This window comes from Planococcus sp. SSTMD024 (assembly GCF_041320495.1).
Lineage (GTDB): Bacteria > Bacillota > Bacilli > Bacillales_A > Planococcaceae > Planococcus.
The window spans coordinates 109,007-129,510 of record NZ_JBGGNS010000020.1 but is presented as its reverse complement, the minus strand read 5'-3'; the positions used below and the strand labels follow the sequence as shown (position 1 = coordinate 129,510).

The window sequence follows — 20,504 nt, the reverse complement described above, 5'->3', positions numbered from 1 at the left end:
CGGTTCGCCTCCCGGCTGTTTTCCTAAAGTCTACTGTACCTGCGCGCGACTATGCAACTGATACGCAGCCTACATCTCGTCGAAATATTCGTTTATCAAATCCCCGCACACCCCAATGGCTGCGGCACTGCCTTCTCCCGCTGCAATGACGAGCTGGGACGGGACAATCAGCGAAGCGTCTCCTGCCGCATAGACATTCCACACATTCGTCCGCCCGTAATCATCTGTCAAGATTCCGCCGTGATTGTTTTGTTTGCAGCCAAGTTTTTCGGCAAAATTGGTCGCATGGCTCCATAAAGGCGTGACGAATCCGGCACTGCGGTCGATCAATGTGCCATCTTCCAGCCGGACACTTTGCAGCTTTCCGTTCTCCCCTTCCAGGCCAGAAATCGGATCTTCATAAACTTCGATGCCTTTGGCAAGCAGCTTCTGCTTTTCCTCTTCCTCCAGACGCCCTTCACCGTTCGTGAAGACCGCCAAGTCCCGGCTCCAGGTGTAGACTTCCTTCGCTAAAGTAAATACTTTTTTATCGGCAATGACCGCAAGCGGCTGGTCGCGCATTTCCCATCCATCGCAATATGGGCAGCTGAACAGGGTCGTGCCGTAAAAATTCTCGATATCCGGCACATTCGGCAGCTCTTCTTTCAATCCCGCCGCAATGATGATTTTAATGCTATGAAAAACCTGTCCGCTTTTGGTCGTCAATTCGTAATGGGTTTCAGAAATGCGGTCGATGTTGACGACGCGCTCGTTTTCCGTTTTGACGCTTCCGTATTTGCGGATCTCCTCGCGCCCAAGCTGTTTGAATTCTTCGGGGCAAATGCCGTCCCTTGTAATGAATCCGTGCGCTTCGCGGGTCACCAGATTGCGCCCATGGTCATCGTCAAACAACACGGCATTCTTTCTCGAACGGCCAAGCACCAGCGCAGCGTTCAAGCCTGCAGGGCCACCGCCGATAATGGCACAATCATATATCATAGCGTTCATCCTTTTCTATTTTCGTTTTCCTCCCCTCTTCCCCCTTCGCCTCTGCATTAAACAGGGGAACAGCCTAAAAAAAAACCGAGTGCCCCGAATTTCCCGGGTACTCGGTTTTTCGACGCCAGCTTCACGCGCCTGCTTTACTTTTGGATCAATTCACGCAATGCCTGGACGAAAAATTCGTTTTCTTCCTCGGTGCCGACCGAAACCCTTACGTATTCCGGAAGGCCCCAGCCTTTGCCGTAACGGACGATCACGCCTTTTTTCATCAGGTCTTGGTAAAGCGCTTCTCCTTCACTGCCCAGTTTGACCAATACGAAGTTCGCCATGCTCTTCGTATACGGAAGACCCAGTTCTTCAAACGCATTGTATAGGTATTCGCGTCCGTGGCTATTCGCCTCGCGGGATTGCGTCACGTGTTCGTGGTCTGTCACTGCCGCCGTCGCAGCGAGCTGCGCCAGCGTATTGACGTTGAACGGTTCTTTTACTTTCAGGATTGAGGTGATGATCGAATCCGCTGCAATGCCGAATCCAACGCGTACTCCGGCAATGCCATAGATTTTCGAGAAAGTTTTCAAGGTCAGCAACGGGTAGCCTTGGCGGATGAATTCGGTGCCGTCCGTATAATCTTCTGCGTCCGCGTAATGGCTATACGCGGCGTCAAAGACCACCAAGATATCTCCGACAGCGTCCAATAATTTTTGGACATCCTGTTTCTTCATATAGGTTCCGGTCGGGTTGTTCGGCGAGCAGATGTAAATGATTTTTGTCTTATCGGTCACTGCCGCAATCATGGCATCCACATCAAATGCGAAACCTTGTGCAAACGGAACTTTCACGACTTTCGCTCCCATGATATGCGCGCCGAAATCATATTCGCTGAACGATGGGTCCGGCACGACGATTTCATCGCCCTGTTCGAGAAACGCTTCCGAGATGAGCGTAATCAATTCGTCCGCGCCGTTTGTCGGGATGACTTGGTTTTTTTCGACGCCGTGTTCTTTCGCGATCGCCGTTTTCAGATCACTGGCATCAGCGTCCGGGTAACGGTTCAAGCCGAGTACGCCTTGTTCGATGGCTTCAACAGCCTTTTTCGACGGGCCAAGCGGGTTTTCATTGGACGCCAGCTTAATGACGCGCTCCAGGCCCAGTTCTTCCTGCACTTCCCAAATCGGCTTGCCTGGTGAGTAAGGCTGGATTTGATCCAAGGTTTTGCGTGCTTTGATATTCTCCAAATTCGCCATTATGTACGCCTCCGTCATCTATTTTTAATAATATCGAATGAATATGTACTGCCATCAATAATGATACCATTAAAGCTGGATTTCCTGCATATCCACCCTAGTTAAAGAAAAATAATAGTCTCTATTATTGCAGAAAAATCCGTTTCCTGAAAGGGACACGGCCTACAATTTGAAACCCTCACCTAAATGTGGTTTACTTTAACGAGACTGACGAAAGAGGAGTTTTCACATGATTAAAAAAATGACATTTATTTTTGCCCCATTCGTCCTCGCTTTAGTGCTCGGCGCATGTTCTGATAATGAAGAATCCACCGCAAACGAAGAAGCAGCGGCTCCTGAGACTGAACAAGCAGAAGGAACCGAGGAAGAAGCAGCAGGAACCGAAGAAGCTGCTCCCGCTGAATCGGCGCTCGAACTTCCTGAAGAAGACGCCGTCGTAGCAGTTGTCAACGGCGAAGAAATCCAAGGGAAAGTGTATAATAGCGTCGCCCGCCAGTTCGAATCGACATTGGCTTCACAAGGACAGGACCCGTCAACTGAAGAAAACCTTCAATTGATTCAGGATGAAGCGATGTCCGTCGTCATCGGCAACGCCGTTCTATTGCAGGACGCCAAGGAGAAAGGCCACGAAGCGGATGATGCCGTCGTCGAAGAGCGCATGGAAGAATTGAAAGCCAACTTCGAGGACGAAGAAGCCATGAACGAGGCACTGGCTGAAACAGGCTTCACAATGGAAGAAATGGAAGAGCAATTGCGTGAACAGCTCGTCTACGAAAGCTATATGGAAGAAGAAATCGATTCACCTGAAGTGACGGACGAAGAAGTTCAGGCGGCTTACGACCAATTCGTGGAAAGCTCGGAAGAAGAAGCACCGGCTTTTGAAGAGATGGAACCGACCATCCGCCAATCATTGCAAGAGCAAAAAGACCAGGAAGCTACTTTCGCGCGCGTCGAGGAATTGCGTGAAGAAGCTGACGTTGAAGTGAAACTTTAATTTTTAAAAACCCCTACCGCAATCGGTAGGGGTTTTTCGGTCTTATAGCCGTTATCTATTCAGCGAGACGCTCTTTGCAAAACGCCAAAATCTCTTGCTCTTCCTCTTCGTCCAACGCAAAGTCGAGCGGTTTCTCACTGTCATTATCGATAAAATGATAATCGGCTATGCGCGCATTGCCATCTTCCACCGCCAGGATCAGGCGCAAGTCCAGTCCGCCCGGGCGGTACAGTTCGTCTTCCTCGTCCACTTTGATTGCCATTGTGTACTCGTAGCGTTCACCTGTCAGGATGCCGGTCGGGTCTTGCAATTTTTCCACTTCGTAATTAATGATTTCCATTATTGCACCTCCATTGCTCTATTTTAGCTTTCATTCTTCCGTTTGGATAGCGCCACACGACGGCTTGGCGTTTAAGTGCACCGGATACGGGAAAACACCAAACAGACATAAAAAATTAGGAGTGGATTTTGATGAACGTATTAGTTATCGGCGCAAACGGCCAAGTGGGCCGCAATATTGTAGAAGAGTTAACCGAAAAAGGCCACGACGCGGTCGCGATGATCCGAAAAGAAGAGCAACGCGAAGAAATGGAAAAACGCGGCGCGAAGAAAATCGTCCTTGGCGACTTGGAAAAAGACTTCAGCCATGCATTTGACGATGTCGACGCGGTCATTTTCGCAGCAGGCTCAGGCCCGAAAACAGGGGCTGACAAAACCTTGACCATAGATCTATGGGGTTCTGTCAAAGCAGCGGACTACGCGAAGCAAAAAGGCGTCAAACGATTTGTCCAGCTCGGCTCGGTCGGGTCTGATGATCCGGATGCCGGCGGCGAGGAAATGAAACCTTACCTAGTAGCCAAGCGTACAGCGGATGACCTTCTTGAACAAAGCGGCCTCGACTATACGATTGTCCGTCCCGGCCCATTATCGGATGAGGAGAAAACTGGCCATATCGAAGCAACCGCACATTTCGAGTCTTTTGAAAACCGCTCGATTCCGCGTGCCGATGTCGCACGTACACTTGCTGAAGTGGTGGACCGTAAAAACACCTACGGCAAAGTCTTTGAGATCCTCCAAGGCGAAGCTGAAATCGCCCAGGAACTCGACCGCCTGTAAGCTTTGGGCGGATGGCGTTCACGGCATTTCTATGGTAGACTAGCTTTACGATAATAGAGGACGTGATAACATGATTAATATTCAAGCACCGAAAGCTGACATTACCATCACTCAGCGCAAACAGGAAATTCAAGGCGATGAAGCAGTCATCAAACCGCTATACGGGTTTATCGATTTGCATGAAATCCCGCGTGACAAAGGCGGCATCATCCAATTCTTCAACCACAGCGGCGAGCTATTGTTTGTCGGCAAGGCCCGCAAACTGCGCCAGCGTGTGAAGAAGCATTTCGAAGACAATGTCTCGCCATTGAAAAACCATCGCGATGAAGTCCATCGCATTGCGGTTTCCATTGTGGAAGACCCGATGGAACGCGAAATTTATGAAACTTACCTGATCAATACAGGAAAAGCGAAATACAACGTCGATAAAGTATTTTATCGCGACTAAGAAAAACGGGCGCTCCCGATAGAGCGCCCGTTTTTTCTATTAGCTGCTTTCTTTTCATTCAAGCATGAGCAAGAGTTTTCTAGGAGCTCCATCCTGCCAGATTCAAATAAACTTTTTTCCAGGTTTTATGAGACTCCGAAAAAGGAATAGTACTGTAAAATCATGCTCTTTGGAGGAACTCACTATGTCCACACACGCCAAGCCAGTCCCCGCGGCCGATTGCCGCAGCGAATACGACACATTGCGCCACGTGCTTTTATGTCCGCCGCATTTTATGGAAATTAAAGATGTTATCAACGATGTACAGAAACGATACAAAGATGAGAACATTGACGTTACGGAAGCTTTGCGCCAGCATGCCGCCTTTGTCGAGGCGTTGGCTGCAGAAGGCGTCGATACCGCTTTTCTGGAAGCCTCTGAAGAATATCCGGAGCAAGTGTTTACGCGCGACATCGGCTTCACGATTGGCGACACGGTCTTCATAAGTGAAATGGCCGCGGATGTCCGACAAGGAGAAGAACAGGTGCTGCAAAACTGGCTCGCTGAAAAAGGTGTCCGCTTCAAGCATTTACTCGGACACCGCATCGAGGGCGGCGACGTCCTGGTCGATCAGGATACGGTATTTATCGGCATCAGCAGCCGCACTTCTGAACAAGCAATTGAAGAATTGCAGCGGCATATGCCAAATTTCCGCGTCGTCCCGATCCGACTCAACGAAAAATACTTGCATCTTGATTGTGTCTTCAATATTCTATCGCCGACCGAAGCGCTGATTTTCCCTGAAGCATTGGAACAAGCGACGATTGAAATGCTGGGGGAGCGCTATACACTCATTCCCGTCGAAAAGGACGAACAATTCAAGCTCGGCACGAATGTGCTGTCGATTGGCGGCAGACGAGTCTTCAGCCAACCGCAAAACACCAAGGTCAATAAACAGCTGCGCGATCACGGCTTCCGCGTCATCGAAACCGACTTTTCGGAAATCATCAAATCCGGCGGCGCTTTCCGCTGCTGCACGATGCCTGTCGCCAGAGGCTAAAACAGAAAAAAGCTGCCCGCATCAGCGGGCAGCTTTCGTTGTATCCATGTCTTTATTCACGATCAGCGTGCTGCATATGCAGGCGGCTTTCGCGCGCAAGTTCCACAAACCTTGCCATCATATCGGTGCCTTCCGGCGTCCCGATCGATTCAGGATGGAACTGCAGCCCATAGACCGGATACTCTTTAAGCTTGATGGCCATGACAGTGCCGTCATCCAGCGCTTCCGCCTGTACGTCAAAACAATCAGGCATGGAGTCTTTTTCAATGGCCAGCGAATGATAACGCATGACCGGGACCCGCTCTTTCATGCCGTTGAATAAATCCGTTTCGCTATGGGACAGCTCGGAAACTTTTCCATGGCGAATGACCGGCGCTTCGGTCACACGTCCCCCGAAAGCTTCTCCAAGTAATTGCTGGCCGAGGCAGATGCCGAGGATCGGCACATCGCGGTGGAGCTCACGGATCAACTCGAGTGACTCAGGCACATCTCTCGGATGCCCCGGGCCTGGGGACAGGATGATCGCATCCGGAGTTTTTCCACGAATCTCGTCAAGGCTCAATTGACCGTATCGGACAACTTCCACCTCTTCGCCGAGAGCTGCAATCGCTTGATAGATATTGTAAGTAAAGGAATCATAGTGATCGATCAGGAGAATCATCCGAACACCTCCGTCAACGAACGCGCTTTATGGAGCGTTTCCTCGTATTCGGCTTGCGGTTCGGAATCGAAGACGATGCCCGCCCCCGCCTGGACGTGAACAGCGCCGTCTTTGACCACGAATGTCCGGATGGCGAGTGCCACATCGAGATTGCCGTTGAAGCCAAGGTACCCGACAGCGCCGCCGTAGACGCCGCGCCGCTCTTCCTCAAATTGCTGGATGAGCTGCAGCGCACGCACTTTCGGGGCACCTGAAACTGTTCCAGCTGGCAAGCAGGAGACGAGCGCATCAAGCGGATGCATTGTTCCTTCCAGTTTTCCGGTCACTTCCGACACGATATGCATGACATGCTGATATTTCTCGATGACCATGTATTTCGGGATTGCGACGGTGCCGACTTTTGCGACGCGGCCCACGTCATTGCGGCTGAGGTCGACGAGCATCTGGTGCTCTGCGCGTTCTTTTTCGTCCCCCAGCAATTCGTTCTCAAGCGCTGTATCTTCCGCTTCCGTCTTGCCGCGCTTTCTCGTGCCGGCGATAGGGTTTGTGACCATCTCCCCGCCGCGGATCGTCAATAAGCTTTCGGGCGAAGCGCCGACGACGGCGTAGTCGCCGAAGTCGATATAAAACTGATATGGCGACGGATTTTGCTTGCGGAGTTTTCTATATAAAGTGAACGCATCGCCCTGGTAATCCGCAGACAACCGCTGCGACAAGACCAACTGGAACACTTCCCCTTTACGGATTTCCTGTTTGGCCAGTTCAACTTGTTCGCGGAACCGTTCAGCGGTCGTTGCGGAATGGAAAGCCAGTGTTTCGGGCTGGTCGCCCGGCTCTTTCTCCGCTGCCCGTTCAAGCTGCTCTGCAATTTCATCTGCACGCCCTTCAAATGAGATCACCGTCACATCATGGCGGACATGGTCGAACACGACGATCGTTTCGTATAGCTGCAAATGGATGTCCGGCATGTTCAGGCTGTCTTTGCGGGCGCTCTCGACCGGCTCATACGCCGCGATGGCATCATAGCCGATATAGCCGATCGCCCCGCCGGTAAACGGCAAGCCTTCAATATCGCGATCGTCTGTCGGCATCAATTCCTTGATCCGCTCGAGCGGGCGCCCTTGTTCTGTTGAACGCTCGCCGCTGCGGTAATCAATCACTTCCAATTGGTCCTTCAATCCGATAAACGCTTTTGACGGATCCGCCGCAATAAATGAATACCGTCCGCTTGCGCTCGTTTTCAGTGAGCTCTCCAGCAGGCATTTGTATGGCCCTTGCAAGCGATGGAACACCATAATCGGCGTCAAGCTATCTCCTTCTACTTTCTTGATCTGTACATCTCTTCTCATCTCGGCTCAACTCCTCTTTCTTCTGGGCGCCGCCGGTTCAATACAAAAAGCCCCCTGCACGAAATAAGATCATTTCGTACAGAGGACGGATCGACCGCGGTGCCACCTCATCTTGAAGCTCTCAGCTTCCACTTGAACCCCAATAACGCGGGGCAGACGGGCCTTCTTTTCAGATGGCCACTCATAAGTCCATTCACACATGTGCCACACCGGTTTCCAGCTGTCCCCGGCTCTCTGTCAGAAGCTATCCATGCGCTACTTTTCTTATTCAACGATTTTTAATGTGGGGCTTTGTTTCCGCAGTCCTGTATGGTTGCCGCGCAATTAAAAGCTTGTGACCATCTTATGGAATTCGGGGCCGTCTGTCAACTGAAAGCAAACGCTTAATTTAGATAATTCTGTATTTATAAGGAGATTTGGGTTATAAATATAGTAGAAGAACGTTTCTAAACATGAAGGGGGTATCTGGAAATGAAAAACAGACTTTGGCTGGCAACAGGAACAGTAGGACTCGGGCTTATACTCGGCGCTTGTGCAGGCGAAAGCGGAGGCGGTGAATCTTCCTCTGAGAGCGGCGATGCGACACAGATCAGCTTCATGCACTGGCGCGGAGAAGACAAAGCGGTGCTCGACGAAATCATTGCCGATTTCGAAGAAGCGAACCCTGACATTCGCGTCGAACAGAACATCTATCCATCCGACCAGTACCAAGCGACGGCACAGCGCATGCTGCAGGAAGGTTCGACAGGAGACGTCTTCACGTCTTTCCCTGGCGCCCAATTTGAATCGATCGAAAGTGCCGGTTTTTTTGAAGACTTGAGCGGAGAAGACTTCGTCTCGAATTTTGACGAAAACCTGATCGCTGTCGGCCAGAAAGACGGTACGCAATATGCCCTCCCATATCAGCTGGTGTTCAATATGCCGGTCTATAACAAAGGCATGTTTGACGAACTCGGCCTCGAAGTGCCAAAAAGCTGGACGGAATTCCAGGAAATGGCCGATACTTTGCTCGAAAACGACATCACGCCGATCGCTTTCCCCGGCGCTGATATCGGGCCGAACCAATTCATGAACAGCATGATGATGAATAATGCGCCGGATGAAGACATTTTCGAAAAACTTCAGAACGGCGACGAATCCTTGACCAATGAATGGTGGGTCAAGACGCTTGAAGACTTTAAACTTCTCGCCGATAAAGGCTATATCCAGGACGATGCACTCGGCACCAACCAGGATTCCGCCATGGCGATGGTAGCGAATGAGGAAGCGGCCATGCTTGCGACCGGTTCTTACCACATGAATTCCCTGCTCGACTTAAACCCGGACCTTGAGCTCGATTTGCTCGCGCCGATTACAGTGGAAGAAAGCGAAGCCACTTATGAAGGCATCAATACGGCGACGTTCATGCTTGCCGTCAATAGCAATTCCGAGAAAAAAGACCAGGCCAAAGCGTTCATCGAGTATTTGAGCCAGCCGGAAGTGGCTTCCAAATACGCCAATGAAACCGGGCAGCACTTGACTGTCAACGATGTCGAATACGAGTCTGAAGCACTCCAGAACACCTCGTATTGGATCGACGAGCGCAATACGCGATTCCAGCCACGCTTTTTGATCACCAACGCCCAAATTGAAGATGCGGTCCTCAGTTCAATCGAAAACGTTCTTGGGGGCGAAGATCCAATGGCGGCGGCTGAAGCAGCCCAGCAAATCGTAGAAGAAAACAGGAATTAACAAGTCCATGAGAATCTCCAAATCCATCTACTTGTTCTTTCTTCCGGGGCTAGTCCTTTACAGCTTGTTCTTTCTGTATCCAACCATCAGCGCCCTGTTCTATTCGTTTACCGACTGGGACGGCTTAAGCACTGCCTTCCAGTTTGTCGGCATCGACAATTACACCCGCGCATTCACCGGGGATTCGATTTTCCAGAAAACAATCGGCAATAACTTGAAGTTCATGCTGACGGTCGTCGTGTTCCAGACGCTTGTCGCGCTTGCTTTCGCGCTAATCGTCATCAAGAACACGAAGACGAATGTGTTTTTGCGGGCACTTTACTTTTTCCCGACCATTCTTTCTTCGGTATCGGTCGCCTTTATCTGGGCGTTCATCTACGACCCGTCGATGGGCATCCTGAATCAAATTCTCGGCCTGCTCGGACTGGACTTCCTGGCGCAGAACTGGCTCGGCAACGCCAATATCGCCATTTACTCGCTGGCCATCACCCAAGTGTGGTTCCATGCCGGCCAGATGTTGATCATCTTCGTCGCTGGGCTCCAGGCCATTCCAGAGGAACTGTACGAAGTGGCAAAAATCGAAGGCGCCAGCAAGTGGCAGACGTTCAAAAGCGTCACTTGGCCGCTTCTTGCACCTTCCGCCACCATCGTTGTCGCCTATACGACGATCCAGTCGTTCAAAGCCTTCGATTTGGTGTTCGCGATGACCGGCGGCGGGCCGAATAACTCCACTGAAATCATCGCGACGTATATTTACGAAGTTGCGTTCAAGAGTTATCAATTCGGTTACGCTTCCGCGATTTCCATCATTTTCATGGTCATCATCGCGTTGATCACTTATTTGCAATTCAAGGCGTTGCGCTCAGATCGCGTATCTTACTAGAAAGGGGGCGGCAACTTTGCTGTTCAGAAAGTTCTCACTGCTCATCTACGCGCTGCTGATCCTGATTCCGTTAGTGGTCGTCCTGTTGACGTCCGTAAAAACACTTCAGGAAACATTCCGCGACCCGCTCGGCTTGCCGGATGGGGGCTTTAAATTCGACAATTACGTTGCGATTTTCCAGGAACAAACGATGGCGGGCTATTTTCTTAACAGCACCATCGTTACCTTGTTTTCCGTCTCGTTCACCCTGCTGCTCGCTGCGATGGTGGCATTCGGCATTACGCGCATGAATAATTGGATCGGGAATGTGCTGTTCGCCGTGTTCACGCTCGGCATGATGGTGCCGGCACAAGTCATCATGGTGCCGCTGTATTCACTCATGCTGGATCTGGGGCTGACGAATAGCCTTCTTGGGCTCATTCTCGTCAATATTTCCTCGACTTTGCCGATTGCTGTCTTCATCCTGACCGGCTTTATGAAAACTTTGCCGAAGGAGTTGTTTGAAGCGTCCACGATTGACGGGGCCGGCAATTGGAAGATGTTCACGAAAGTGGCGATTCCATTATCCTTGCCTTCCCTCTCGGCGACAGCGATTTTCCTGTTCGTCATGCACTGGAATGACCTTTTGTACCCGCTGCTGTTCATCACGGACAATGCTTACAAAACCTTGCCGCTCGCACTGCTTGAGTTTCAAGGGCAATATTCCACCAATTATCCGATGCTGTTCACAGGCGTCATCATTGCCTCAGCACCGATGGTTATCGCCTACGTCTTCCTGCAGCGCTACTTCGTCGCAGGCATCACAGCCGGCGCGGTCAAAGGATAAAAAAAGCCTCCGGAATTTTTCCGGAGGCTTTTTTCTGAGATATAAAACAAATGACAACTTTCTTGTCACGAGAATTCAAATTCTATTTTACATTCAAAATAACCAAATATTATAGTCATTTTAAATAAGTATCCTTTTATCACTAGTGAAGTGGAAGCCGGCGACTCCTGCGGGAGCAGTGACGGAGCGAAGCGAAGGAGCGACACGAGCCGAAGACCCTGCAGGAGCGTTAGCGACGAAGCGGCTGAGGCCGTGCCCGCGGAAAGCGTCCGGCTGAAACGAAACGCAAAAGCCTCCGGAATTTCCGGAGGCTTTTCTTATTATCTGGCAAAGACATGCTTGCCGATTTTCTTGATGGTCGAACGAGTAAAGATCCACTGGTCAGTTGCCGTGACCGGGTTGTAATAATATGTCGCGCCGGAAGATGGATCCCAGCCTTTCGCCGCTTCCCGCACAGCGCGGTAAGCGGAAGCGTTTGGCGTCAGCCAATACTGCCCGTCATTCACTGCTGTAAAGGCGTTGCGCTGGAAAATGACGCCATATGTACTGCTCGGAAACGCACGGGATTGCACACGGTTCATAATGACTGCCGCTACCGCGACTTTTCCTTCGAATATTTCGCCGCGGGCTTCACCGTGGACGGTGCGTGCCATCATATCGACTTGTTTCATCTTCTCGCGTGTCATCGGCCCCGTAAAGCCGGTCGCTTTGACGCCAAAATCACGTTGGAACTGGACCACGGCATCTTTCGTGATCGAACCGTAGTAACCCGTCGGTGCCACTTGGAAATAACCAAGCTTTTGAAGTTTTACTTGAAGCTCTGTCACTTCGCTTCCGGAGACGCCTTCGTGTAGATCCGGCGCATGAGCGGAAACTGCTGAATGTGAAAACGCGAGAAAGAAAATGGTTGCTAAACTGAATAAGAGCACTTTAATTGTTTTCATGTTTCCTCTCCTTTTCCTTTTTGACAAGAATCGACAATTGATTCCTTTTTAAAGTATATCTTTGGCAAATATCAAAAACAACATGACGGAGTTACTTTGTTTTCGAATTTTTCTATCAACTCGATAGGCCTTTCTATGTCCAGCAGTTCCTTTAGACCTAGAAAGCTCGCTTCCATTTCCGGGGAATTGAAAAAGGCGAGCTATTTGCCCGCCTTCTCCAAAACCTCATGGATTCAATTTCTTCGTCTCGTGTAATGCAATTGCGCGATTTGCCCGTCTTTCTCTATTTTCTCCAAAGTGAAATCGAGCCGGCGCTGCGCTTTTTGAAATAAAGGGATGCCGTCTCCAAGCGTCACTGGCGCGATGGAAATGATGAATTCATCCACCAGGTCTTCTTGCAGCAAACTCTCCAGCAGCAAGCTGCCGCCGACTGGCCAAATCGTGCCCCCGGGTTGCTGCTTGAGTTTTTTCACGACTCTTGCCGGCTCTTCCGATGTAAAGGTAATTTTGCCTTCATCTTCTTTTGGATGGCTTGTGAATACATAGGAACGCTGATCGGCATAAGGGAATTCCCCGCTTTCGTGGTCAATCACCCAGTCATAGGTGCGCCTGCCCAAAAGAATGGTGTCGACCGTTTCGATGAATCGCCCATACCCGGCGTCTCCATCCATTTCCACATTCAACAGCCAATCTAAAGTCTCTTCTTTATCGGCGATATAACCGTCCAAACTTTGCGCGATATAACAAATGACTTTCCGTTCACCCATCGCATTTGCCTCCTTCAGCGGTTCGTTTCCGCTGATTCTTCGTCATGCGCCCACTCATGATTCCAAGTCTTCCAATTGTTTTTTCGTTTGCGGGAATGCGTTCGCCTGCCATTCCGAACGGTACGCCGAATCCAATTGGGTCAGCCCTTGTTCCGCATGGTCGTATGGAGCGTTAACGCTTTCCTCATGGTCGATTTCGTAGCTATTGTGCATATCGCTGTCTTCGTATACCCACACATTGCGCTTTTTCCCATTATACGCCTTTAACAAGACCAACCCTGTGCCAAGTGCCGCGCCTGATGCGATAAACTTTTTCATGTCAATGCCCATAACGATCCCTCCAGTTTGTTCTTTCTATCTTGTCTTCCCCTTTTTCAATTCCCTTAACCTCTGCCGCTTTTAGACGTAAGCCCGAGAGTTTGGTAAAGTGGAACAAAATGATCCTGGAGGCGATTTGATGAAGAAAATAGTCATCGTATCTGATACGCATATCCCGAACCGGGCGAAAAAACTCCCTCAGCCGCTTGTCGATGCTTGCGACGGTGCCGATTTCATCATTCATGCCGGTGATTGGCAAGTACTCGATGTCTACCACGAACTATCAGCTTATGCTGAAACGGATGGTGTGGCAGGCAATGTCGACCCTTGGGACATCGTCGACCGTTTCGGGCGAAAAAAGATTTTCACGTTCGGCGATTTGAAAATCGGCGTCGTCCACGGAGATGGCATCCGCAAGACGACCGAACAGCGGGCTCTTGATAGTTTTGAAGGCGAAAATGTCGACATCATCGTTTTTGGCCATTCACATCAGCCACTCATGCGTGAAACGGGCGGGCTGGTTTTGTTCAATCCCGGCTCGCCGACCGATAAACGCCGCGAGCCGCAATACTCATTCGGGTTGCTTGAAATCAGCGATACCTGGGAGCTCAAGCACGTTTTTTTCGATAAAGAAGATTAACAAAAGGCCATTTCCTGTTTTAAAGGAAATGGCCTTTTTGAACGGATGCGAGATAAGCCGACTCGACAAATCAATGCGTTCAATTTTTTTCGAAGCTGAAACCGAGCCGCTTGAGGGCTGTCTCGAGATTCGCTTCGATCATCGTCCCTTTCAATGCCTCGGCAAAATGAGGGACTTTCAGCGCCATATAAGGCTGGATGCCTGTTACGACCGGCTGCACGCCGATCAAGCCCAAGACCCTCACAAGCTTCAGTAAATACTCGCCCACTTCTGAATTGATCTGCGACACACCCGACACATCGATTACCAGCACTTCGATGCCTTTTTCTGCACACCCGTGCATGACATGATCGATGATCGCCTGTGCCCTCGATGCCCTGACTTCGCCGATGATCGGCAGGATGGCCACCCTTCCGACAATCGGGACCATTGGCGCTGCCAGCGATTCAATCTCTCCGTACGCCCGTTCAAGCTCTAGGACATAAGTAAATAACGTGGCAAGCGTTTCAAAGATGAACGGCAAGTCCGCCGGCAGCTCGCACGGGCCATCGTCAAGCCCGCAAACCGTGCCATAGCTTGACCCGTCTTCATAAAAAATCGGCACGCCGATAAAACAACCTGTTTCGAATCCATCGGCAATCCCCAAAGAACGCGTCAATTCGTGTTCCCCAATCCGTTCGATGATCAAGGTCTCCGCCCCATGCTCGATGCTCAAAGCCGACAGCATGCATGGCAGCGGGGGTGCTTCCCCTTCTTCAATCAAATGATGCTTCGTGTTATGTACCTTGACGATTTTTTGGGCGCCGCCCTCTTGTTTAGAAATATAAAAACTGTTCATGCCTGCTTGCTTGCTGAGAATTTGGAGAATATAAGAAGCCGCTTCGTCGAAATCATTGAAATCCCTTATCTTTTCCAGATTTCCCCTCACCATTCACCCATCTCCCCTTCTCAACTTATTTTCGACCCGGAAATTCCACTCGTTCTTTTATCTACCTACATTATAACGCTCTTTATTATCTGAAATATTTAAATTGTGTAACAAAACCAGTTTTTTTAATATGTTCATGATTTCCAAATATCGGGTATACCATATCACAAGCGAAAAGGAGGCTCCTCAATGAACAAAGAATGGGACATTGAATTACTGGAACAAACCGATAGCATGATTTCCTTCACTTGGACCCCGACGGATGAAGTTTCACGAATAAAAAAAGACGGAGAAATCGTCTATACAGGCACTCAGGCGTCATTTCGCGATGAAGGCCTGAGCCCTGGCGAATTGTTCTGTTACACCATAGAACGCCAAACCGCACAAGGCAGCTGGGTGTCCGCCTTGAAACTGTTGACCGGCACCGAAAAGCGCGATCCCGAGAGCATCAATCAACTCGAACAGATTGTCCTCTCGACTATCGTTTCTCACAAGCGGGTGTCACTTGCGTGGGGAGCGATCGACGGCATCGATGAATACGTAATCTACCGCGACGGCGAGCAAGTCGCAAAGCTTGGAAATACCCAATTCACCGACCGGGATGTGCCACAAGATCGCGAAGTAATTTATTGGATACGCGCGAAACGCCCTGTCGAACGGACCGAAAGCCCATTACGAAAAATCAAATCACTCGCAGCCAATATATTCGGGGCATTAAATATCGGCTCATCACCAGAGCAAGCCGCGGTTGAAAAGTTCTGGCTGTCGAAAAAGATCGCGCCGCTCAATCAATTACTCGAAAACGGCCAGGGAAAGGCGCCGGAACTGAAATGGCATTTGCGCTACCTGACCTTTTTGCCGGATGATGTGTTGAAAAACCCTAATCTGACCTCTCCGAACCCTTACTTCCAAGGGGACAACCGGACATTCGACCCGGAATCAAAACATTACCGGTCACTCACCAATTGCATCGTCGACCTCACGGAAGAACAGGGCACATTCGACTTTGACAAAGATATCGGCACCAGCATCGCCTATAATTGGCGGCGCAAGTTCCGTAAAGCGGATGTGGCTTCGAGTGAAGGCATCGACGCCAAAATATCGGAAGAGACGGCCCAAAAAACCGGGATCCTGCTCACCCACAGCGTCGGGAATCCGTTGACGACTTCACCGAACATCGATTACGAAGTATCCGCGACCTTTTACCGCAACGGCGTATATGATTTCATCGGCGTCCATGATCAATCGCCGAATCATGAGATCTACTTGAAGCTCGGGGATAATGGAACATGGCAGCCGATCCACCAGACCGAAAGCGAAGGGCTCGCCTGGATGGCCGACCCGATCGCTGCCCATTATTGGCGCTTTTCCAACTTCCTTTAATCATGGTACGAAAGAATTTCTCCATATAAAAAGGGCAGTTCCAGGTTTTCTGGAACTGCCCTTTGACGTCTTTAATATTGATCCAAAAACCGCTTGCGGATATGCGGAGGCGGCAGCATGCAGCTGTCGAGCTTGCCGAATACTTTATAACGGTTTTTGGCGATGACATCATATGCCCCGTCGCGCAGTACGCGCGGAAATGGCTGAAGATGATACGCCAATTTCCAAAGGCCCGTCAAATGGTGTGAAATCTTGAGCGCGCCTTCCGATTTGACGTACGCTTCGCCGCCTTCGATCAACACAAGGCTGTCGACATCGTCCGGAATATTGTGCTTTTTGGAAAGCTCCTGTCCAATCTCGCTTTGCAGGGAAGCGAATTGAAAATAACCTGCCGGGTCATGATTGATGATGAACTGCACACTGGAATCGCAAAAATTGCAATCTCCATCGAATAACACAATCGCATGCTCCATAGATGATCCTCCTTTAAACTAATGCCTGTATTTCATGTTCCCTATTCCCATTTCTTGAAACCATCTGTCTTCGTTCCTTGGTGGAAGAACAGCTTCCAGCCGTCCTGGCGTTTTTTCCAGACCGAACTGCGATGGGTCCACACCCCTGTCGTCCGGTTTTCCAATACATACACCGTCAGAACCGACTCCGGGCCGAGCACTTTCGCTTCAAAGCGAAAAATGTGATAGTCGTCTTCTTGCAAATCATAGTCCCCGTTAAAATCGGAACGTTGGCACACCCCGCCGGACATGCCGAATTCAAAAAACTCGTCATCCAGTATGCCGGACATGTTCCAGTTCGATTCCCTGACCACCGGTGCCAAATGGCTGTTCTCCAATGCCAGGAATTGTTTACGCAAGCTGTCCATTCCGTTGCCTCCTCCATCCATATGTATTAAAAAAAGCCCCGGCGAGCGCCGGGACCAGATTATTTAAATTGTTCATCTTCTTCTGCTTCGTCGTCTTTGTAGAAATCTTCCTGATCTTCGCCCGGCTGGTCTTGAGGGCCGTCTGAAGAACCGAAATTCTCCACATCTTCAAAGCTGTTTTCATAATCGCGGATCCTGCCGTCGTCCGATCTTGCCGGGCGGTCAGTCGATGATCCAAGAACGTCTTCCTCTGAAGGCCGGCTTTCAAGGTCCAAGCTATGGTCGGCGTGATCGATGCAAGTCAGCGCGGTCGGCATGGCTTCCAGCCGTTCGTACGGAATGTCTTTTCCGCACACTGCGCACTTGCCGTAAGTTCCCTCTTCAATGGCTTTCAGCGCAGCGAGCACGTCTTCATGCTCTTCTTCCTTGAATTGCTCCATCGCCATTCCGCGTTCCTGATCATACAAATCAGTGGCGTTATCGCCTGGGTGATTATCGTAATTGGATAGTTCGCTGGTTTCGAATTCCTCGGTATGTTCCATCCGTTCCTCGAGCGATTTCAATTGCGCTTCGAGTTCTTGCTTCAAGTTCTTTTGCTGTTCGTCCGTCATTATGACTCCTCCTCCAAATACTCGCTTGTGCTATATATATTGCCTTTCTCGGAGAAATCAAACCTCAGGGCGCAGCTCAGAAATCATCGAAGCGGTCCATTAAGCTCATCAAATACTCATCCAAACGGTAACGGACCAATTCGTCGGACAGGCCGGTCAGGCCGAATGTCTTCCATCCAGGATAAACCGCCGGGCTGCCGTCCAAAGTATCGATCAGCGACAGCAAGTCCCAGTATGGATCGTAAGCAAACGACTCGCCGGCATGGCGTTCGTAAGCATCCAAAAATTCGTTGGCGACCCGGGTGCCGTAAAGCTGTGCCAAATTGACGCGGCAATGCCCGACATCAACTCCCGCCGGCCCGCGGCACGTATTGACCCAATCAACGACCGCGCTCACACGCCCCTCTTCCCATAGAATATTTCCCGGGTGATAATCGCGGTGGATCAAGCAATACTCCACTGGCGGCCCACCCGCGGCTACAATATAGAACGCGCGCATCCAATCGCCTTCCACACGCGACCATTTCGGCCGCTCGAGGCGCCTCGCATCGTTATAGGCAAAATATTCATAAGGAAAGCCTTCTGCTTTGTGGCGATGGATCTCAGCTAGCGTCCCAGCAAGCCCGTCAAGCCACGCTGCATCATATGCAGGGGGCAAGATGACCGCCCCCGGAACTTTTGTCATCAACACGGCCGGCATGCCGCACGCTTCGCCGCTTTCGTCAAACGCCATAATGCGCGGCGCGGGAATGCCCGCTTTTTCTGCAAGCTCCAGGCTCATCGCTTCATGCTTCGCCAAGTCCGGTTCCTGGTCGAGCCACTCCCCTTTATGGTGAAGGCGCAACACGACGCTCTTTTGCTCTCCATCTTTACTTGCGCGAATTTCATAAAGCAGTGAAGAAGTCCCACCTTCTAACGGAACAGCTTCTTCCAACGCAGCTCCTGGCCATTTCGATTCGACCCATTCGAGTGCCTGGCGGGATAAGCCGCCGAATCCATTTGTCATCCTTGCCGCTCCTTTCAGCCTATCTTTTGCTTTAAGTGTACCATGAAAAAACGCCTACTCCAGCTTTTTGATATCCGCCAGCTCGAAATTTGGGAAGCGTTTACCGCGGCGCCTGAAGGGTATGGTTCCCTACAATGACTTTTCAACTTAACAGGTGAATCACCTGCATTGAACATACTGAAGGAGCTGACGTTACATGAAAGTGAAGCACCCGATCCCGAAAGCAAAAGAATTAGACAATACCCTCTCCCTTCTCGGAGAAGGATTTGATTTCCTGCCTGGCCGCCGCAAAGAGCTGGGTTCGGATATTTTTGAAACCCGCCTGCTCGGGAAAAAGGTAGTATGCATGGCCGGCGAAGAAGCGGCTGAACTGTTCTACAATAACGATTATTTCAAACGAAGCGGCGCAGCGCCGCTTCCGCTTGAGCAAACGCTATTCGGGCGAGGTGCGGTCCATGGCCGCGACGGCGAGGACCATCACCAGCAAAAGCGCATGTTCCTGTCGATGATGACACCTGAACGGTTGGAAGACGCCAAACGCATGATGATCCAAGAACTCGATGCCAAGGCCGAACAATGGGAGCAGATGGACGAAGTCGTCCTATTGGATGAAATCGAAGAAATCTTCACGCGCTCCATGATCCATTGGGCCGGCTTGCCGATGAAAGAAAGCGAAGTCAAGCAGCGCACATGGGAGCTCGTGACGATGGTCGATTCATTCGGCCTTACTGAAGGACGCTACCTTGAAGGCATGAAAGCGCGCAATGCGCACGAAGACTGGCTGAAAAAAATCATCAAGCAAATCCGTAAAGGCGAATACAACCCGCCAGCTTATACCGCAGCGTACATCGTCGCCCATCACCGGACACCGAACGGCAAGCTGCTCGACCTCGAGACGGCAGCTGTCGACTTGAATAACGCCTACCGCCCGATGATCGCCACGGCATACTTTATCGTCTTCGGCGTCATGGCGATGCACGAAAATCCAGTCACGCGCGGCAAACTCCAGGCAGACGAAAACAATTACAGCCACAATTTCGCCCAGGAAGTGCGCCGTTATTACCCGTTCGCACCCGTCATGGCAGCAATCTCCAAAAAAGATTTCAACTGGAACGGCGTCCACTTCAAAAAAGACATGCGCGTCATTCTGGACCTTTACGGCACGAACCATCACCCGGATTCCTGGGACAACGCCGATGAATTCATCCCGGAACGTTTCAGCACATGGGACGGCAGCCCGTTTTCTTTCATTCCGCAAGGCGGCGGTGACCACCATACCGGACACCGCTGTGCAGGTGAATGGATGACGGTCATGTATATGCAATCCATCTTCAAATACTTTGCGGAGAACTTGAAATACAGCGTGCCTGAACAAGACTTGTCCTACGACATGTCCCGCATGCCAACTATGCCAAAAAGCCGCTTAATCTTAAAAGACGTCCAAAAACTGAAAAACCGCCCGGACAATGTGTTCTATCACGAACAGAAGAATACGACTGTACAATCAGGTTGTCCGTTCCATTAATAGTTAAAAGCTAGAGATTCTGTCTCTAGCTTTTTTTATTTCTGGAAAAGAAGATAGTGAGGGTTTGCTTGTGGAATCATTCCTGTTCATTAAGTTGAGCTTCATGTTGGTAGTCGCCGCCCTGCTTTGGGTTGGCCTCTTGCAATAAGCCAGGAAGAACACCTGTCTTATTGCGTCGGCTCACCCTTGGCGCTGGGCAGCTTAGATATGTCGTTGTATGTTGAGTGTTT

Annotated in this window: 23 protein-coding genes and 1 other annotated feature; of the genes, 10 read left to right on the top strand and 13 right to left on the bottom strand. The window is 50.5% G+C overall.

Translation table 11 applies throughout. The annotated features are described in order from the left end of the window. Nucleotides 1-69: 69 nt before the first annotated feature. Together AB9R92_RS06470 and hisC are read right to left on the bottom strand one after the other, a co-directional pair. Complete coding sequence (locus AB9R92_RS06470; RefSeq protein ID WP_370668642.1) at nucleotides 70-978, bottom strand: NAD(P)/FAD-dependent oxidoreductase; 909 nt, start codon at nucleotides 976-978, stop codon at nucleotides 70-72. Between the two features lie 143 nt (nucleotides 979-1,121). Further along, nucleotides 1,122-2,225 carry a histidinol-phosphate transaminase gene (gene hisC / locus AB9R92_RS06465; RefSeq protein ID WP_370668641.1) on the bottom strand — a complete coding sequence of 368 codons (1,104 nt, stop codon included), beginning with the start codon at nucleotides 2,223-2,225 and terminating at the stop codon, nucleotides 1,122-1,124. A gap of 229 nt (nucleotides 2,226-2,454) precedes the next feature. On the opposite strand from hisC, the gene AB9R92_RS06460 reads away from it, so the two are divergent. Beyond that, nucleotides 2,455-3,219: a SurA N-terminal domain-containing protein gene (locus tag AB9R92_RS06460; RefSeq protein ID WP_370668640.1), complete on the top strand. Its 765-nt coding sequence runs from the start codon at nucleotides 2,455-2,457 to the stop codon at nucleotides 3,217-3,219. Nucleotides 3,220-3,274: 55 nt separating this feature from the next. Here AB9R92_RS06460 and AB9R92_RS06455 read toward each other — a convergent pair whose 3' ends face one another. Then, nucleotides 3,275-3,559: a DUF6509 family protein gene (locus AB9R92_RS06455; protein WP_121300747.1), complete on the bottom strand. Its 285-nt coding sequence runs from the start codon at nucleotides 3,557-3,559 to the stop codon at nucleotides 3,275-3,277. Between the two features lie 131 nt (nucleotides 3,560-3,690). Here AB9R92_RS06455 and AB9R92_RS06450 point away from each other — a divergent pair, with 131 nt between their 5' ends. The 3 genes from AB9R92_RS06450 to AB9R92_RS06440 all read left to right on the top strand — a co-directional run bounded on the left by AB9R92_RS06450 (nucleotide 3,691) and on the right by AB9R92_RS06440 (nucleotide 5,822). Then, nucleotides 3,691-4,335, top strand: a complete 645-nt coding sequence (locus AB9R92_RS06450) for an SDR family oxidoreductase (protein ID WP_370668639.1) — start codon at nucleotides 3,691-3,693, stop codon at nucleotides 4,333-4,335. A 70-nt stretch (nucleotides 4,336-4,405) separates the two neighbouring features. Next, nucleotides 4,406-4,783, top strand: a complete 378-nt coding sequence (locus tag AB9R92_RS06445) for a nucleotide excision repair endonuclease (RefSeq protein WP_101189296.1) — start codon at nucleotides 4,406-4,408, stop codon at nucleotides 4,781-4,783. A 184-nt stretch (nucleotides 4,784-4,967) separates the two neighbouring features. After that, a complete protein-coding gene (locus tag AB9R92_RS06440) occupies nucleotides 4,968-5,822 on the top strand; it encodes a dimethylarginine dimethylaminohydrolase family protein (RefSeq protein ID WP_370668638.1) in 855 nt (284 codons plus the stop codon). Nucleotides 5,823-5,874: 52 nt separating this feature from the next. Here AB9R92_RS06440 and AB9R92_RS06435 read toward each other — a convergent pair whose 3' ends face one another. Together AB9R92_RS06435 and trpE are read right to left on the bottom strand one after the other, a co-directional pair. Beyond that, nucleotides 5,875-6,483 (bottom strand): anthranilate synthase component II, encoded by a 609-nt coding sequence (locus AB9R92_RS06435; RefSeq protein ID WP_370668637.1) that lies wholly within the window; start codon nucleotides 6,481-6,483, stop codon nucleotides 5,875-5,877. Next, complete coding sequence (gene trpE / locus AB9R92_RS06430) at nucleotides 6,480-7,832, bottom strand: anthranilate synthase component I (RefSeq protein WP_370668636.1); 1,353 nt, start codon at nucleotides 7,830-7,832, stop codon at nucleotides 6,480-6,482. The genes AB9R92_RS06435 and trpE overlap by 4 nt, the downstream gene beginning before the upstream one ends. 78 nt (nucleotides 7,833-7,910) lie before the next feature. Beyond that, nucleotides 7,911-8,113 (bottom strand) — a binding site (T-box leader). A gap of 190 nt (nucleotides 8,114-8,303) precedes the next feature. On the opposite strand from trpE, the gene AB9R92_RS06425 reads away from it, so the two are divergent. The 3 genes from AB9R92_RS06425 to AB9R92_RS06415 are packed head-to-tail and all read left to right on the top strand — an operon-like array spanning nucleotide 8,304 to nucleotide 11,272. Then, the gene (locus AB9R92_RS06425) at nucleotides 8,304-9,563 is read left to right on the top strand and encodes an ABC transporter substrate-binding protein (RefSeq protein WP_370668635.1); all 1,260 of its coding nucleotides are present in this window, start codon (nucleotides 8,304-8,306) and stop codon (nucleotides 9,561-9,563) included. A gap of 7 nt (nucleotides 9,564-9,570) precedes the next feature. Then, on the top strand, nucleotides 9,571-10,446 hold the full coding sequence (locus AB9R92_RS06420; protein ID WP_370668634.1) for a carbohydrate ABC transporter permease: 876 nt from the start codon (nucleotides 9,571-9,573) through the stop codon (nucleotides 10,444-10,446). Nucleotides 10,447-10,462: 16 nt separating this feature from the next. Further along, nucleotides 10,463-11,272 carry a carbohydrate ABC transporter permease gene (locus tag AB9R92_RS06415; protein ID WP_370668633.1) on the top strand — a complete coding sequence of 270 codons (810 nt, stop codon included), beginning with the start codon at nucleotides 10,463-10,465 and terminating at the stop codon, nucleotides 11,270-11,272. 320 nt (nucleotides 11,273-11,592) lie between these two features. On the opposite strand, the gene AB9R92_RS06410 is transcribed toward AB9R92_RS06415, so the two are convergent. The 3 genes from AB9R92_RS06410 to AB9R92_RS06400 all read right to left on the bottom strand — a co-directional run bounded on the left by AB9R92_RS06410 (nucleotide 11,593) and on the right by AB9R92_RS06400 (nucleotide 13,313). Next, entirely contained in the window at nucleotides 11,593-12,216 is a 624-nt protein-coding gene (locus AB9R92_RS06410; RefSeq protein ID WP_370668632.1) for a cell wall hydrolase, read from the bottom strand. Nucleotides 12,217-12,449: 233 nt separating this feature from the next. Further along, entirely contained in the window at nucleotides 12,450-12,983 is a 534-nt protein-coding gene (locus tag AB9R92_RS06405; RefSeq protein WP_370668631.1) for a dihydrofolate reductase family protein, read from the bottom strand. A gap of 54 nt (nucleotides 12,984-13,037) precedes the next feature. Then, nucleotides 13,038-13,313 carry a hypothetical protein gene (locus AB9R92_RS06400; RefSeq protein WP_370668630.1) on the bottom strand — a complete coding sequence of 92 codons (276 nt, stop codon included), beginning with the start codon at nucleotides 13,311-13,313 and terminating at the stop codon, nucleotides 13,038-13,040. 127 nt (nucleotides 13,314-13,440) lie between these two features. On the opposite strand from AB9R92_RS06400, the gene AB9R92_RS06395 reads away from it, so the two are divergent. Beyond that, nucleotides 13,441-13,941, top strand: a complete 501-nt coding sequence (locus AB9R92_RS06395) for a metallophosphoesterase family protein (protein WP_370668629.1) — start codon at nucleotides 13,441-13,443, stop codon at nucleotides 13,939-13,941. 79 nt (nucleotides 13,942-14,020) lie between these two features. Here the strand turns inward: AB9R92_RS06395 and AB9R92_RS06390 are convergent, their stop codons facing one another. Beyond that, on the bottom strand, nucleotides 14,021-14,872 hold the full coding sequence (locus AB9R92_RS06390) for an STAS domain-containing protein (RefSeq protein ID WP_370668628.1): 852 nt from the start codon (nucleotides 14,870-14,872) through the stop codon (nucleotides 14,021-14,023). Nucleotides 14,873-15,058: 186 nt separating this feature from the next. Between AB9R92_RS06390 and AB9R92_RS06385 the strand changes: the two genes are divergently transcribed. Next, a complete protein-coding gene (locus tag AB9R92_RS06385; protein WP_370668627.1) occupies nucleotides 15,059-16,252 on the top strand; it encodes a hypothetical protein in 1,194 nt (397 codons plus the stop codon). 71 nt (nucleotides 16,253-16,323) lie between these two features. On the opposite strand, the gene AB9R92_RS06380 is transcribed toward AB9R92_RS06385, so the two are convergent. The 4 genes from AB9R92_RS06380 to AB9R92_RS06365 form a co-directional block, all read right to left on the bottom strand. Further along, nucleotides 16,324-16,725, bottom strand: coding sequence for a thiol-disulfide oxidoreductase DCC family protein (locus tag AB9R92_RS06380; RefSeq protein ID WP_370668626.1), 402 nt, complete (start codon nucleotides 16,723-16,725; stop codon nucleotides 16,324-16,326). A 41-nt stretch (nucleotides 16,726-16,766) separates the two neighbouring features. Further along, complete coding sequence (locus tag AB9R92_RS06375) at nucleotides 16,767-17,132, bottom strand: nuclear transport factor 2 family protein (RefSeq protein WP_370668625.1); 366 nt, start codon at nucleotides 17,130-17,132, stop codon at nucleotides 16,767-16,769. Between the two features lie 59 nt (nucleotides 17,133-17,191). Continuing rightward, nucleotides 17,192-17,743, bottom strand: coding sequence for a TraR/DksA C4-type zinc finger protein (locus AB9R92_RS06370; RefSeq protein ID WP_370668624.1), 552 nt, complete (start codon nucleotides 17,741-17,743; stop codon nucleotides 17,192-17,194). A 76-nt stretch (nucleotides 17,744-17,819) separates the two neighbouring features. Next, nucleotides 17,820-18,749, bottom strand: a complete 930-nt coding sequence (locus AB9R92_RS06365; RefSeq protein WP_370668623.1) for a phosphotransferase family protein — start codon at nucleotides 18,747-18,749, stop codon at nucleotides 17,820-17,822. A gap of 196 nt (nucleotides 18,750-18,945) precedes the next feature. Here AB9R92_RS06365 and AB9R92_RS06360 point away from each other — a divergent pair, with 196 nt between their 5' ends. Then, a complete protein-coding gene (locus tag AB9R92_RS06360) occupies nucleotides 18,946-20,274 on the top strand; it encodes a cytochrome P450 (RefSeq protein ID WP_370668622.1) in 1,329 nt (442 codons plus the stop codon). Nucleotides 20,275-20,504: the final 230 nt, after the last annotated feature.

What these genes read in the sequence shown, in the direction of transcription:
- AB9R92_RS06420 (WP_370668634.1), top strand. Translation starts at nt 9,571, where the DNA reads ATGAGAATCTCCAAATCCATCTACTTGTTCTTTCTTCCGGGGCTAGTC.
- AB9R92_RS06395 (WP_370668629.1), top strand. Translation starts at nt 13,441, where the DNA reads ATGAAGAAAATAGTCATCGTATCTGATACGCATATCCCGAACCGGGCG.
- AB9R92_RS06375 (WP_370668625.1), bottom strand. Translation starts at nt 17,132, where the DNA reads ATGGACAGCTTGCGTAAACAATTCCTGGCATTGGAGAACAGCCATTTG.
- AB9R92_RS06425 (WP_370668635.1), top strand. Translation starts at nt 8,304, where the DNA reads ATGAAAAACAGACTTTGGCTGGCAACAGGAACAGTAGGACTCGGGCTT.
- AB9R92_RS06365 (WP_370668623.1), bottom strand. Translation starts at nt 18,749, where the DNA reads ATGACAAATGGATTCGGCGGCTTATCCCGCCAGGCACTCGAATGGGTC.
- AB9R92_RS06370 (WP_370668624.1), bottom strand. Translation starts at nt 17,743, where the DNA reads ATGACGGACGAACAGCAAAAGAACTTGAAGCAAGAACTCGAAGCGCAA.
- AB9R92_RS06400 (WP_370668630.1), bottom strand. Translation starts at nt 13,313, where the DNA reads ATGGGCATTGACATGAAAAAGTTTATCGCATCAGGCGCGGCACTTGGC.
- AB9R92_RS06440 (WP_370668638.1), top strand. Translation starts at nt 4,968, where the DNA reads ATGTCCACACACGCCAAGCCAGTCCCCGCGGCCGATTGCCGCAGCGAA.
- AB9R92_RS06405 (WP_370668631.1), bottom strand. Translation starts at nt 12,983, where the DNA reads ATGGGTGAACGGAAAGTCATTTGTTATATCGCGCAAAGTTTGGACGGT.
- AB9R92_RS06410 (WP_370668632.1), bottom strand. Translation starts at nt 12,216, where the DNA reads ATGAAAACAATTAAAGTGCTCTTATTCAGTTTAGCAACCATTTTCTTT.
- hisC (WP_370668641.1), bottom strand. Translation starts at nt 2,225, where the DNA reads ATGGCGAATTTGGAGAATATCAAAGCACGCAAAACCTTGGATCAAATC.
- AB9R92_RS06460 (WP_370668640.1), top strand. Translation starts at nt 2,455, where the DNA reads ATGATTAAAAAAATGACATTTATTTTTGCCCCATTCGTCCTCGCTTTA.
- AB9R92_RS06385 (WP_370668627.1), top strand. Translation starts at nt 15,059, where the DNA reads ATGAACAAAGAATGGGACATTGAATTACTGGAACAAACCGATAGCATG.
- AB9R92_RS06470 (WP_370668642.1), bottom strand. Translation starts at nt 978, where the DNA reads ATGATATATGATTGTGCCATTATCGGCGGTGGCCCTGCAGGCTTGAAC.
- trpE (WP_370668636.1), bottom strand. Translation starts at nt 7,832, where the DNA reads ATGAGAAGAGATGTACAGATCAAGAAAGTAGAAGGAGATAGCTTGACG.
- AB9R92_RS06445 (WP_101189296.1), top strand. Translation starts at nt 4,406, where the DNA reads ATGATTAATATTCAAGCACCGAAAGCTGACATTACCATCACTCAGCGC.
- AB9R92_RS06390 (WP_370668628.1), bottom strand. Translation starts at nt 14,872, where the DNA reads ATGGTGAGGGGAAATCTGGAAAAGATAAGGGATTTCAATGATTTCGAC.
- AB9R92_RS06455 (WP_121300747.1), bottom strand. Translation starts at nt 3,559, where the DNA reads ATGGAAATCATTAATTACGAAGTGGAAAAATTGCAAGACCCGACCGGC.
- AB9R92_RS06435 (WP_370668637.1), bottom strand. Translation starts at nt 6,483, where the DNA reads ATGATTCTCCTGATCGATCACTATGATTCCTTTACTTACAATATCTAT.
- AB9R92_RS06450 (WP_370668639.1), top strand. Translation starts at nt 3,691, where the DNA reads ATGAACGTATTAGTTATCGGCGCAAACGGCCAAGTGGGCCGCAATATT.
- AB9R92_RS06360 (WP_370668622.1), top strand. Translation starts at nt 18,946, where the DNA reads ATGAAAGTGAAGCACCCGATCCCGAAAGCAAAAGAATTAGACAATACC.
- AB9R92_RS06380 (WP_370668626.1), bottom strand. Translation starts at nt 16,725, where the DNA reads ATGGAGCATGCGATTGTGTTATTCGATGGAGATTGCAATTTTTGCGAT.